Origin of the sequence: Alteromonas sp. 76-1, from assembly GCF_900654235.1 — a bacterium.
Classification (GTDB): Bacteria; Pseudomonadota; Gammaproteobacteria; order Enterobacterales; family Alteromonadaceae; genus Alteromonas; species Alteromonas naphthalenivorans.
Genome location: NZ_LR136958.1, coordinates 2846917 through 2859752, shown reverse-complemented (window position 1 = coordinate 2859752; position 12836 = coordinate 2846917). Strand labels below are relative to the sequence as shown.

The window sequence follows — 12836 nt, the reverse complement described above, 5'->3', positions numbered from 1 at the left end:
TGCGGCATTGCTGAGTTTTTATTTTTATCACGTTATTTTTTCTTTATAGTTAATTCAAAGTATATGTAGTCGTTGTTTAACCCTAAGTAGCGATGAAATAATCAAAACGGCTGGAAGTAGTACATGAAAAAGTGCGGTGTAGTAGGGCTTATCTTCCTGTGTTTGGGATTTTTACCTTTCTTTAGTGTGGCTGCACAAAAGCAAAAGCCGCTGCCGTTAGATAGCGATACGCTGTTAACCACTGGTGCAAGCTACTTCCCCTATGTTGATAAAAATGCGCTAGACGGTGGTTGGTCTGTTTCCTTAGTAAAAGCTGTCTTCAAGCATATGAATACTCCCATATATATAGACGTTTTACCGTGGCAGCGCGGTTATAAATGGGCGCTTGAGGGTAAGTATCAAGGCACGTTCCCTTATGTTTATACCGACGAGCGAGCTAAGTCATTTATTTACTCTAAACAAATTAATTCAATTCCCGTACATATTTATACCTCAAAAGAAATGACAGTGAATACATTGGCTGATGTGACAGGGGCTCGCCTGTGTTTGCCCTATGGCCATAGCTTGAGTCGTGAGCAGGCGGCGTTTATCAAAGCTTATAAACTTTCTGTTCAAAGAGCGGTTGATGCAGGAGGGTGTATTGTTCAAGTATCAAAAGGGTGGGGCGAAGTAGGCTTTACCAATGGCTACCTGCAAGGAGACCATAATTCAGCGCTCTTTGAGGTATTGGACAATGTTAATATTATCGACATTCCTGTAGCGACTATTCCGCTCTATTACATTGTTTCTAGAAAGCTTGAAAATGCACAAGCGCACATCGATAAATTTAATGCGGCATTAGCGTTTATTGAACAGTCCGGCGAGCGCCGCCAAATAGATGCGCGGTTTGAAACAATAGCCAATCAAAACTAGCGCCGGTTGAAAATGCTTTGAGTCTTTAAGCGTTATCACTTCGCTTAATATATCTGATTATGCCCATGCTAATTGCGTGATAAGGTTGTCGAGGTTGTGGTTAGAGTAGTAAAAGGAAAGGGAGTGATATGATCATCGATGGTGTAGTACTAGCAGGTGGGCTTTCAAGTCGAATGGGCGAAGACAAGGCGCTTTTGAAACGAGATGAGCGCGATATGCTTACTTACACAGCGGATTTAGTTTCTTCATTACCTGTTAACCGTTTATTGATTAGTCGAAATGAAGCCAGCAGCGCTAGTTTTCAGCCTAATGATGCTAATCGCTATGCTCATAATTCCGCTTATAATTGTGCTCATAAATTTGAGGTGTTCAATGATGTAGTCGCCGATATTGGGCCTCTGGGCGGAATATATTCTGTTGCTATTCAAAGCAAAGCTGATGCATTGATTATCACGCCCGTCGATTTGCCTTTATTGCGCACAGAAGATTTAGAGCAGCTTATTAACGAAGGCACCAGCGCGAAACGACCCGCGTATTTTTCTCACCACTATTTACCCTTGTATTTGCCGTTGACTACAGAGGTTCGTCAGTACCTTGATGATGTGGTTAAAGGCAAAGTTCCCCAACGCTCAGTTAATACAATGTGTACAAATTTTGGTGCAATTGAAGTAACACCTAAAAATAATTCGCGACTGACCAATGTGAATACACCAGCACAGTGGGATGCCGCAAAAAAATTGCTATCACTGGCCGGAAATTAACGACACTTTAACGAACATGACGTACTTGTTAGTGTGTTTAATGATCAGTTGGCTTATGATTTAAACGTTTATTATCAGAGTGCTTGTAACTAACGAGCTTGTGCTAGAGCGCTAGTTAGACAAGTTTATCAATACACCAAATTAAATATTGCTCGTTCAATATTCTTAAGGGTTAACACAATGCTTAGTATCTCTTTACCGCGCGCTAAATCTTTTATGAAGATAACTGGCTTGTGCATTAGCAGCGTCGTTGTTTCTTTCTCGGTGAGTGTCGCAAGTGCTGCAAGTGCTGAAGGCACCGAGGGCCAAACTAGCGTTAAAAAACAAGCCTCAACGAATAGTCAATTTCATCAGGAATTACCACCATCCAGTTTGGTAAATGTTGAGCGTTACCCTGAAGCAAATGTTACCCACCCAGTACCTCAATTTAGTGTGGATGCTAGCTGGCCTACAATGCCGAAAACGATGATAATTGGCCAAGTACCAGGGTTGTCTGTAGATAAAAACGATAACGTATGGTTGCTACACCGCCCAAATTCACTAAGTAAACTTGATGTGGGGCTTACCAACAATATGGGACTATGCTGTGAAGCAGCTCCTCATGTTTTACAATTTTCCCCACAAGGTGACTTATTGAATGCGTGGGGCGGACCTGAAACCTCACCTTCAATAAATGGCGAAAACCAGTGGCCAGCAACTGTCCATGGATTATATGTGGATGATGAGAATACGGTATGGTTAGGTGGAAATGGTGATGGTGACCACGTAGTGCTTAACTTTACTGAAAAAGGCGAATTCATTCGCCAGTTTGGTACGCGCGGAAAGACCGATGGTAACTTAAGTAAATCAACGTTAGGCAACCCTGCCGATATTTTTCATAACACCCAAACCAATAAAGTTTTTATTGCCGACGGATACATTAATAAACGCGTGACAGCGTTTAACACAGATGCTAACGAGTTTGACCAATTATGGGGAGCATACGGCACTGCACCTGGCGGCGGCACGCGAGAAGGCGCATTCGATGTTTCTCAAGCCACAGCGAATGCCGGTGCTACTAGTACACAAGCGCAAAATTTTGGTGATATTGTGCATTGTGTTACCCAAGCAACTGACGGCAGAATATATGTGTGCGACAGACGGAATAATCGAATTCAAGTATTCAAAGCTGATGAGAGCGGTACGGTTAATTTCGTGCAAGACGTGATAGTCGCTGGCGAAACCGGCGGCTTAGGGACAGCTTCTGATATCGCGTTTTCGCCCGATAATAAATACATGTACGTGGCCGATATGATGAATGGCCGCATTTGGATTTTATTACACGAGAACTATCAAGTATTGGGCAGTTTTGGCCGTCCTGGTCGCTACCCAGGTCAGTTTACTTGGCTGCATAGTGTGGTAGCTGACAGCGAGGGTAACCTGTACACCTCGGAAGTCAGTACCGGTCGACGAGTGCAAAAGTTTGTATTAACAGGCTTTGAGACTAATCAATAGCGCTAGGTCCAAGCATTGGGCGCAAGCGTTGGGTACAAGCGTTGGACGCAAGCGTTGGGCACTAGCGTAGAACATAACCGCTAAGCCAGATAATAATAAGCAGCAGTAATAAGGATAATAATGGCTCAACAGCAAAGCGTTAAATCACACCGCGTGAGAGTTAGGGGTAGTGCAAGTGTGGGCCTTTGGTCTTGTCTATTAAATGTAGTGCTATTACGTTCGGTGTCATTACGTTCGGTGCTAGTACGGACCGTGTTATCGAGCGCATTGCTATTAAGCGCTGCGGCTGATGCGAAAACAGAGGTAGCTGAGAATAATCAAAGCCTAAGCAGTTCTGCAGCCTCAAGCCAAAACGTAAACTTTAGCCAAAAGATAAACTTGAGTTCGGGTGCCAAAGGGGTGCTAGAAAAGCCTAGTTGCACCGCTAAAAACGATTCAAATGCTAATGTAAAAGGCGCAGTACTGTTAATTCACGGTTGGGCAGGGCAAAAAGACGAAGTAGGCGATTTATATAAAGATTTGGCCCATCAGTTAAGTACGCATTGCATTGCCTCTGTTAGGTTTGATGTTCGAGGTGAAGCTGAGCGTGAAGCAAGTAACTATACATTATCGAGTACCTTTAAAAGTCGCGTAGAAGATGCTCAGGCCGGGTTAGATTATTTGCAAGCGCAATATCCTAGTACAAAGCTGGTAGTGGTCGGGTTTAGTTTAGGTGGCGCGACGGCTATGGAATTAGTCAGCACGCACCCTAAAGCATTTGAAGGTTTAGTGCTGTGGTCTACAGCGCTAAACCCGAATGAAGTCGTTACGAATACGCAAAACTTCAAGGAAGTAAGGCAAGCGCTAGAAGAGGGGCAAAGCACGATAAAAAGCTGGGTTGATTTGACCCTGACCCGTAAGCACGTAGTGGGAATGTTAGGTTACAACCCTATTCGCAACTTAGGTGACTTTGAAGGAAAGATGTTAGCGATAAGAGGCGCTAACGATTATTTACCTGCCCATGAGAAAGTCATTTTTGAGGCAAGTAATGCGGTTAGTGAAGATGCCTATTATCTAGGTGGCGCTGACCATATATTCAACGTTTATGAACCGAACAAGAGCAAAAAGAAAGAAGTGCTGAATTTATCTGTTAATTGGATCAAGCAGCTTTTTAATTAATGCGTGTAGCGCTTTAATTAAGAGTGCTGAACTCACAGGTTCCGTAACAGAATTCGGTTAAAGGCGGGCACTTGCTAAAAGCCGCCAGATAAAGTGTTACGGTTTAACAAATATTCTATTAACGCGTTTTCGGGCAATGGTTTAGACCAGTAATAGCCTTGCCCAATGTCGCAGCCAAGTGAGAGTAGCTTTTGCAAGGTTTCGTCATCTTCAATCCCTTCCGCAACCGTCTTTAAGCCTAAACTGGCTGCCATATTAATAATTGCGCCTACCAGAGACTCATCGTGCTCAGAGAAACATAACGGGCTAATAAAAGACCTATCTACTTTAAGTTTTGAGGCGTTAAAGTTTCGAAGATAACCTAAATTAGAATAACCAGTACCAAAGTCGTCGATGGCAATAGTAATACCAAGCTTGCTTAGTGAGGCAAGTTGCTTTTGTATTTGCTCGGTTTCATCAATCAACAACGATTCGGTTAACTCTAGTTCTAGTGCTTCTGGAGGTAAGCCCGCTTCGTACAATGCACTTTCTATGGTGCGTTGAAGCTGACCGTCTTTAAATTGCATCACCGATAAATTCACCGCAATACGTATGTCAGAATGTCCCTGCTTGCGCAATTGGGCACAAAATTGGGTTGCTTGGCGTACTACCCAGCTACCTAGTTCATTAATTAAGCCGCTACTTTCTGCTAAGGGGATGAATAAGTCTGGTGGGATCATACTGCCATCAGGTTGAGGCCAACGTAATAGCGCTTCTAAGGTGTTAATGTTGCCACTTTTTAAATCTACGATAGGCTGGTAGTGAAGCTCAAATTGTTGTTCGCTTAGCGCTGGGCGCAGAAGCTGAAGCATCTTAAACTTGTTTTCGCTGGCTTTGTCTAAGCTTTCATCATAATGATGGTAGGTATTGCGACCATCTTGTTTCGCTTTGTACATGGCGATGTCAGCTTTACGGCATAGCTGTTTAAAATCAGTACCATCTTTTGGCGCGCTAGCCGTACCTAAAGAGGCCGAAACCGTGACTTGATTTTGAAATATATCGAAAACAGACGCGCATTGCCCAATCAAAGAATTGGCGAGGGACGTCAACTCATCGCTTTGAGGGTTGAACGGAGCAATAACCAAAAATTCATCACCACCGAAGCGGATGAGATATTGTCTGGGTAAAAGTATTTCATTGAGCTGTTCGGTAAGTGATTTAAGCAACTGATCGCCCGCCGCATGGCCTAAAGCATCGTTAATTGGTTTGAAATTATCTAAATCAATAAACAGTAATGCTAATGACTGTCCACTTTCTTCACACTCTCTAAGCGATAAGTTAAACAGGGTTTCACCGTAAAGCCGGTTAGGTAAGTTTGTTAGGCTATCGTGATGCGCTAAATGCTGAATTTGCGTACGACTTTGCGCCACTTTTATATTTTCGCCCTGAAGCGATGTCATTAACTCTTTGATATCACGAACTAAAATGTAAACACTAAAACCTGTGACGATAAATATCACTAGTGTGAAAATTAGGTGCTCCCAGCTAGTGGAAGGAATCTGGGGGGTAATAACACCTTGGAGCGACAACCCGACAATAAGAACACATTGCAAGGTGATGAAAGAAAGCAGCGTCAAGAATAAGCCAACACCGCCTAAAATAGCAGCGAAAATTATCAGGGTAGGGTAACCCAAAATAGCGATGTCGAATGACCCTGCTCCAGTTGCCGCTAGCGCGAACAACATCGTTGATAATGACACTAATAAGGTAGAAGCCGAGGCAAGTACTTTTTGCTTATAAGCGAACACAAACGCAGCAATTAAGCAGGTAAGGCCGGCGGCGATAATAAAAAAGGTAATATTTCGAGCCACAGAAAGGGAAGTCACCAACCCGAGAGCAGACACGCCACAAATTTGCATGAGTCTGCGGCGACGTATTTGATTAAACGCGTCTTTATCTATAGTTAACGCAAAATTAGGAATTGTAAGCTCTTTTTAGTGATTAAAGGCATGATGAGATATATTGATAATAGCTCACTTTCCCGCTAGGGGGGATTAATTCCAGCGCTTGTAATAATACCTTGAGCTGCCTTCCTATACTTATTTTCAGTGTCGGAATGTGTTATCGATGGTCTTGAACCGTTTCTTATTCATTCACTTACTCTCTTACTCTCTCTTACTCCCTCACTCAATTCAATATAGTGGCCACGTCTTTTGATACTTTTTCATACTCAACCGATTCTATAAAACCTATTGAGAACGTTTTAGGTGTATTCAAAAACTTGTTTTTTTCTTGGCGACCAAATCCGAGTACGGTCATGTGAGGACGGCTTACGTAATTATCGGGATGGGTATCATCATCATGATTTAGCAAGAAAATCATTCGGGGAGATGATTCATCGCCAAAGGCATACCATTCAGGGCTGGGCAAATCGCCTTTGTGTGAATCATTTATTGGGTGGCGTATGTCAGTAGCAGAATTAAACCAAAAATCGGTGTCATCCATAGTACCGCCAGGCACTCCTTCATATTGCACCCAATAATGATAACCGGGGCTTACTGTTGTCATTGTGAAATCACAGTGGGTAGGGTAGAAATCCCATTGGCCTACCCATTTTCCGTTTGCTGAAGTAAATGCAATACGAACATGGTTCTGATGTTCAATAAGCACTTCACCATTGGCCTTGTCGGTACCAGCATTCATAGCATGAAAATAACTACCATCTTGCTTATGAATGGCATTTGGAAAGCCACGGTATTCCCCTTTGTGGCCAGAGCCTTTGATGTTGTTAAAACCAATCCAGTCTACCCCGTCTTTATCGAGCATACTCGATAGCCCGCCACCGTGCTTTTCAAGATAGTAAGTCGCCGACGGTGTTGAAATAATATAGGCAGGTACAGGCCCAGCCGACTCATCCATTCCTTCAGTTAAGCTTACTTTGCCACTTTGATGGCTCATTGAACAACCTAAAAGCAATAGTGAAACCAGCGTCGTGCCTAACCATTGCGCTAATGTTTGTAGACTTGATGAACACAGGAAAGGTTGGTTTCTTAATGCAGCAAATAGCGTCATTCTAAGCATGGTTTTTTACTCAACGATGAAGTGGCAGTAGTAGGCTCTTTTTTGGCACTGTGTTTAAGCAGTAAACCTATGGCTAGCATAATGACAGCACAACCTAAAAACATAAGCCGTCCCCACAATGGGTTGGGAATAAGCATCATAACGAGCATGCCTGCGCTCATGATAATAACCATCACCCCCAGTTTATTGCGTTGTTGGCGGTCGTAGTCATCTTGCTCAAAATCGGCTATCACCGGTGTTTCTACATCTTCAAAAAATCGCTCAGTCTCTGCTTTGTGTGCGTCTTTTTCGGGGTTGTAAAACAAGGCGGTTGCACAGAAGAAGCCGGCGGTAATCACCAGTTGAGCAACGATAATAAGCATTAGATTTAGGTCAATTGACTCACGACGAGTAAGTGCTTGTTCTAGCCCAATCCAGCTAGCAAAAAGCTCAGGTGTGAATACATTCATCATTAACCAAGAAACCGTCAGGCCTATAGCCACAGTAACCCAAGGTGCCCACTGGGGCGTTCTTTTGATAAACAAGCCAAATATTAAGGGAATAAGCAGGGGAACTTGAATCATGGTAGATACGTTCATCATTAGCTCAAATAAACTTAGCTCCTTTAATGATTTGAAGAACAGCGCAACCGCAATAACCATAATACCGCTAATAAAGCTCACTAAACGGCTAACATTCAGCAGATGTTTATCCGAAACTTGTTTCTGCTTTTTCAGTAATAACGGCTGGTATAAGCTTCGAACAAAAATTCCCGCATTTTTATTCAGTGCAGAGTCCATAGATGACATCGAGGCTGCGAATAGACCCGCGAGTAATAAACCTACAGTACCTAGCGGCATGGCATTTCGGGTGAACACAAGGTATACCGCATCGCCCGCTTTGTTACCTAGCTCTGGATAGGCGGTAGCCGCATCAGGGTAAAGAATGGCCGATGCCCACGGAGGGATGAACCATACAATACTGCCCACACCCATTAAAACCATGGCAAGCAATGCCGCTTTACGTGCGTTTATGGTGTCTTTTGCGTTTAAAAACCGAAACGAGTCGTTTAGGTTCATGATGGTGATGAGTTGCTTCGCCAAAAAGAAAACAAAGGTACCAACAAGGAGTAGTCCATAGTTCATGTCTGGCCCCATCACAAAATCAACGGGGAAGTCGGTTACCAGTGCAACAGGCCCACCTACTTTTACGAGGGCTACAATGGCGCAGGCTATTGAGATAATTGCCACAATGAGTGTTTGTACAAAATCAGACGCTACCACGCCCCATGCACCAGACAATACCGATACAAACAGCACGGTAAGACCGGTGGTAATAATAGTAATACTAATATCAGCATCAAATACGGCGCTAGAGAAAACACCAAGCGCGTTTAACCACACGCCAGCGTTTATCATACTAAATACAATCAGTGCCCATGAGAAGAATTGCTCATTCTGGCTTCCGAAGCGACGTTTAATACCTTCAGTAGGGGTGTCCACACGCATTTGCCTAAAGCGCGCCGAAAAATAGAGCCAGCCACAAAAATAAGCAAAAGTATTAGCGAAGAATACTAGGCTGATGGCAAAGCCATCACTAAAGGCTTTCCCTGCTGCGCCGGTAAAGGTCCAAGCAGAAAACTGTGCCATAAAAGCCGTTGAACCTACCATCCACCATAGCATTCTACCGCCACCACGAAAGTAGTCGCTGGTGGAGTTTTTCGCCATCGATTTAAATGCAAACCCGATCCCGAGGATCAGGCAGAAGTATCCTGCGATAACCAGATATTCATACACCATGGGACACCCTTTAATTACAGTTGGCTAACGTCTATCCAATTGTCGTTTCGACGAATAAGATCGATAAGTTGCTGGTATTGCGCACCTTCTTTAAAGGTCTGATAAGGCGAAACATTTTCACCTTTCACATCGTTCACTAATTCGCGAATTAAATAGCGCCAATTGCGTTCTGTATCACCTTCGCCTTCGGGCGTGTTGTCTATGATGTCTTGCGGTAGCGGCAACTCAGTCCATTGTTTATTTTCGTCATAGTAATAAAGGGGGCCGCTGGCATAATGACCTTTAATGTAGATAGCACCTTTACTACCGTAAACAACAATATGGTCTTCGTTAAAACGTGGTTGTAAACCGCCATGTTTGAACAACACAGAGACAGGCTTTGCTGCTAGTTCACTTTTTAACTGTGCAAGTACGGTGTACGACCACTCTACATTCGAGTCGCCCCATTTAAGGGTAGGATCATTAAGATCGCTAGGTATAAAGTCGCGGCGCTTCTTGAAGTTATGTACCCCTTCAACAATAGGGGCTTTACCCAAATCATCTCGAACTTCACCCATAATGGATAAAATTTCTTCGCCCACAATAGAGGTTACAATTGAAAGCTTATGGGTAAAGTTGTTATTCAAGCGCCCGCCGCCGTCTTCTTTGCGATGAGACCAGCCAAAAGGAATATCACGCTCTAAATTGAAATGAGAAATGCACTCAACTTCTAGTGGCTCACCAATCATTCCTTCTTCCACTAAACGTTTGGCATGAATGACGTGTGGCATATAGCGAAAGCTTGAAGCAAAGGCGGTTTTAACCCCTTTCTCCTTCGCTAATTCATAAAGTTTTTTAGCCGAATCACCAGTGGTAGAAAGCGGTTTGTCACTGAATACATGGCAGCCAAATTCAATAGCTTGAATAATGGGCGTTTCGTGGGCGCCGCCGGGGGTGGCAATAGAGACTATGTCTGGCTTGCAGTCTTTAAGTGCTTGTTGCCAGTCAGTGCTGAAATAAGGAATTGAAAGCTCTTTCGCTACATTTTCCACTACACTAGGGGTTCTCCCCACTATGCCAACTACCTCTGCACCTGCATACCTAAACGCTTCTGCATGTCCTTGGCCCGCAAATCCAGTACCTTGAATTAATACCTTAATAGGGTTACTCATGTTCTTTCCTTTGTCGTATCTGTTGTTGCAGCGCAATATCTCATTACCAGTTCCATACCGTACCGTCTTCTAAACGGCTCACGGGTAAATAAGAGCGTTTATAAGGGTATTTTTGCGCCGCAGATTCATCAAAATCTACGCCCAAACCGGGTGCATCTAAAATGGCAACCGTACCGTCTTTAACTTCATAGCGATGGGGGAATATTTCGTTAAGTTGTTCGTTGCCAAACCCAACAAATTCCTGAATGCCAAAGTTAGGCGCCCAAATATTCAGATGCATATGGGCAGCAAAGCATATTGGAGATAAATCTGGTGCCCCGTGAGGCGCAGTTTTCACGTTATAGATATTGGCAAAGTCGGCAATACGACGCAGGCCGGTTATACCGCCAGCATGGGTAGCAGCTGCACGTATATAATCAATAAGCTGATCTTGAATCAGGTTTTTGCATTCCCAGATGGTGTTGTAGGTTTCACCAATGGCCAGTGGGGTAGTGGTGTGATGCCTAATCACCTTATAATTTTCTTGGTTTTCAGCCACTGAAGCGTCTTCAAGAAATAGCAGGTTATAAGGTTCTAATAGTTTACCCAGTCGAGCAGATTCAATAGGCGTTAGTCGGCTATGCACATCGTGAAGTAAATGAACATCGTTGCCCAAGCGAGCACGAGCTTGCTTGAAAAGGTCTTCCACCATATTAAAGTATTTTAGTGTAGACCAAGGTTCTTCTGGGGGAAGCGGGCGGTTGCCTTGTAATTCAAAGTAATCTTTCTTATCACCAAGTACGCCGTAGGTCACCCCTAATCCAGGGACTGCGGCTTGCAAACGTACGGCCTTGAACCCTGCGTCAATATGCGCTTGCGCTTTATCAATAGTGTTTTCAATAGTGTCGCCACTAGCGTGTGCATACAAGGTAACTGCCGTACGGCTTTTTCCACCCAGTAATTGATAAACGGGCATATTAGCGGCTTTGCCTTTTATGTCCCACAGTGCCATATCAATTGCCGCAATGGCGGCCATATTTATAGGGCCTTTACGCCAATAAACGCCTTTATAAAGATATTGCCAAATATCCTCTATGTCATGTGCATCACGGCCAATTAAACACGGCGCAATATGCTCTTCAATGCAGGTGACCACCGCCATTTCTCTGCCATTTAACGTTGCATCGCCTATACCGTAAATTCCGCTATCTGTAATAACTTTCACGGTAACGAAATTACGTCCCGGGCTGCATACAAATACCTTAATTTCTTCAATCTTCACCAGTCTTCCCTCTGCTTTGGATGAGGACATAAAACGTTTTAGTAAAACGTTTTAGTTGACTAAAACTAGCATACAAATGCATAATGTCAACAAATTGTTAACAATGGTGCGATAAGCTACAGGTTTTTCGCAGAAGCTATGCAAAAAGTGAAATTGGCGGATGTGGCGCGCTTAGCCAAAGTGTCGAACAGTACGGTATCTCAGTACATTAATGGGCGTTTCGACTATATGTCGAAGGAGACCGAACTTCGAGTTCGGGCGGCCATTAAAGAATTAAATTATACGCCTAACCGCTTTGCTCAAGGCTTAAAAACTACCAAGACCAAGACAATAGGGGTGATTGTTCGGGATATTACCGGTTTTGATACCAGCCGAACCATTCGCGGTGTGGACGACTTCTGTAAAAAAGCGAATTATAACGCACTTATCTACAACACGGATTTTGATCCCGAGGTAGAAGCCAAATCGTTAGAGGCGTTATTTCAGTTGCAAGTTGACGGAATAATTATCGCCTCATCAGGTAAAAACAATGGCCTTATTGAAGAGTATATTCATAAGGGCTTGCCTATAGTTCACGTGCAATTAGAACATGATGGCAGCGAGAAGAACCTTGTTTTATCTGATTACCGCAAAGCCGCTTTTGATGCCACAGACTATTTAATCAAATTAGGGCATGAGCGAATTTGCTTTGTGACGCAGGAATACCAGAACGTTAAATCGAGGAATGAGCGTTATTTAGGTTACACCGATGCACTCGAAAAGCATGGTATCCAATACAATGAAGCGTTAGTGCAGTACTGGCAACGAGAAACAGGGTTTGAACACTCGCCAAAGGCAATTCTTCAATCAGATGCTGCGCCTACGGCGTTTTTTACTCAGCATCTTGCTATTACTACCGAACTTTTAGCGCACTTAAACCAAGAAGGGGTGAGTGTTCCTGACGATGTTTCTTTGTTAGGTTTTGATGATATTCCCATGACGGAGTTTTTTAAAGTACCGGTTACGGTAGTAAAGCAAGAGCCTTACATTATCGGAAAGGAAGCTGCCCAACTGCTTCTTGAATTGATAGAAGATAAAGACAGGCATTCACAAAAAATCATGATTTCCTGTTCAGTAACGCAAAGAGAATCTTGCGCTAGCCCTAAGAAAAAAAGTGGGCAGTAAACGCGAGTGGAATAGGTGTATTTTACAGTGGGGCGTAGAATTTACTTGATACTTAATGGCAAATAAAAAAGCGCTTTCAATATGATTAAAAGCGCTC

Annotated in this window: 10 protein-coding genes; 5 read left to right on the top strand and 5 right to left on the bottom strand. The window is 43.5% G+C overall.

What is annotated here, in order from left to right; all coding sequences use genetic code 11:
- Positions 1 to 123 precede the first annotated feature (123 nt).
- The 4 genes from ALT761_RS12385 (at position 124) to ALT761_RS12370 (ending at position 4325) form a co-directional block, all read left to right on the top strand.
- Entirely contained in the window at positions 124 to 912 is a 789-nt protein-coding gene (locus tag ALT761_RS12385) for a substrate-binding periplasmic protein (RefSeq protein ID WP_129739093.1), read from the top strand.
- Between the two features lie 128 nt (positions 913 to 1040).
- Positions 1041 to 1673: a molybdenum cofactor guanylyltransferase gene (mobA, locus tag ALT761_RS12380; RefSeq protein ID WP_129739091.1), complete on the top strand. Its 633-nt coding sequence runs from the start codon at positions 1041 to 1043 to the stop codon at positions 1671 to 1673.
- Positions 1674 to 1853: 180 nt separating this feature from the next.
- Positions 1854 to 3167 (top strand): beta-propeller fold lactonase family protein, encoded by a 1314-nt coding sequence (locus ALT761_RS12375; RefSeq protein ID WP_129739089.1) that lies wholly within the window; start codon positions 1854 to 1856, stop codon positions 3165 to 3167.
- Positions 3168 to 3287: 120 nt separating this feature from the next.
- The gene (locus tag ALT761_RS12370; protein WP_129739087.1) at positions 3288 to 4325 is read left to right on the top strand and encodes an alpha/beta hydrolase; all 1038 of its coding nucleotides are present in this window, start codon (positions 3288 to 3290) and stop codon (positions 4323 to 4325) included.
- A 74-nt stretch (positions 4326 to 4399) separates the two neighbouring features.
- Here ALT761_RS12370 and ALT761_RS12365 read toward each other — a convergent pair whose 3' ends face one another.
- From ALT761_RS12365 to manD, 5 genes are all read right to left on the bottom strand, one after another.
- A complete protein-coding gene (locus tag ALT761_RS12365; protein WP_129739085.1) occupies positions 4400 to 6175 on the bottom strand; it encodes a putative bifunctional diguanylate cyclase/phosphodiesterase in 1776 nt (591 codons plus the stop codon).
- A gap of 316 nt (positions 6176 to 6491) precedes the next feature.
- Complete coding sequence (locus tag ALT761_RS12360) at positions 6492 to 7376, bottom strand: hypothetical protein (RefSeq protein ID WP_129740634.1); 885 nt, start codon at positions 7374 to 7376, stop codon at positions 6492 to 6494.
- Complete coding sequence (locus tag ALT761_RS12355; protein WP_129739083.1) at positions 7373 to 9163, bottom strand: sodium:solute symporter family transporter; 1791 nt, start codon at positions 9161 to 9163, stop codon at positions 7373 to 7375. The genes ALT761_RS12360 and ALT761_RS12355 overlap by 4 nt, the downstream gene beginning before the upstream one ends.
- A gap of 14 nt (positions 9164 to 9177) precedes the next feature.
- Positions 9178 to 10314: a Gfo/Idh/MocA family protein gene (locus tag ALT761_RS12350; protein WP_129739081.1), complete on the bottom strand. Its 1137-nt coding sequence runs from the start codon at positions 10312 to 10314 to the stop codon at positions 9178 to 9180.
- A 43-nt stretch (positions 10315 to 10357) separates the two neighbouring features.
- Complete coding sequence (gene manD / locus ALT761_RS12345) at positions 10358 to 11575, bottom strand: D-mannonate dehydratase ManD (protein WP_129739079.1); 1218 nt, start codon at positions 11573 to 11575, stop codon at positions 10358 to 10360.
- A 138-nt stretch (positions 11576 to 11713) separates the two neighbouring features.
- Here manD and ALT761_RS12340 point away from each other — a divergent pair, with 138 nt between their 5' ends.
- Positions 11714 to 12739 (top strand): LacI family DNA-binding transcriptional regulator, encoded by a 1026-nt coding sequence (locus ALT761_RS12340; protein ID WP_129739077.1) that lies wholly within the window; start codon positions 11714 to 11716, stop codon positions 12737 to 12739.
- Positions 12740 to 12836 lie beyond the last annotated feature (97 nt).

What these genes read in the sequence shown, in the direction of transcription:
- ALT761_RS12385 (WP_129739093.1), top strand. Translation starts at nt 124, where the DNA reads ATGAAAAAGTGCGGTGTAGTAGGGCTTATCTTCCTGTGTTTGGGATTT.
- mobA (WP_129739091.1), top strand. Translation starts at nt 1,041, where the DNA reads ATGATCATCGATGGTGTAGTACTAGCAGGTGGGCTTTCAAGTCGAATG.
- ALT761_RS12355 (WP_129739083.1), bottom strand. Translation starts at nt 9,163, where the DNA reads ATGGTGTATGAATATCTGGTTATCGCAGGATACTTCTGCCTGATCCTC.
- ALT761_RS12360 (WP_129740634.1), bottom strand. Translation starts at nt 7,376, where the DNA reads ATGACGCTATTTGCTGCATTAAGAAACCAACCTTTCCTGTGTTCATCA.
- ALT761_RS12340 (WP_129739077.1), top strand. Translation starts at nt 11,714, where the DNA reads ATGCAAAAAGTGAAATTGGCGGATGTGGCGCGCTTAGCCAAAGTGTCG.
- ALT761_RS12375 (WP_129739089.1), top strand. Translation starts at nt 1,854, where the DNA reads ATGCTTAGTATCTCTTTACCGCGCGCTAAATCTTTTATGAAGATAACT.
- ALT761_RS12370 (WP_129739087.1), top strand. Translation starts at nt 3,288, where the DNA reads ATGGCTCAACAGCAAAGCGTTAAATCACACCGCGTGAGAGTTAGGGGT.
- ALT761_RS12350 (WP_129739081.1), bottom strand. Translation starts at nt 10,314, where the DNA reads ATGAGTAACCCTATTAAGGTATTAATTCAAGGTACTGGATTTGCGGGC.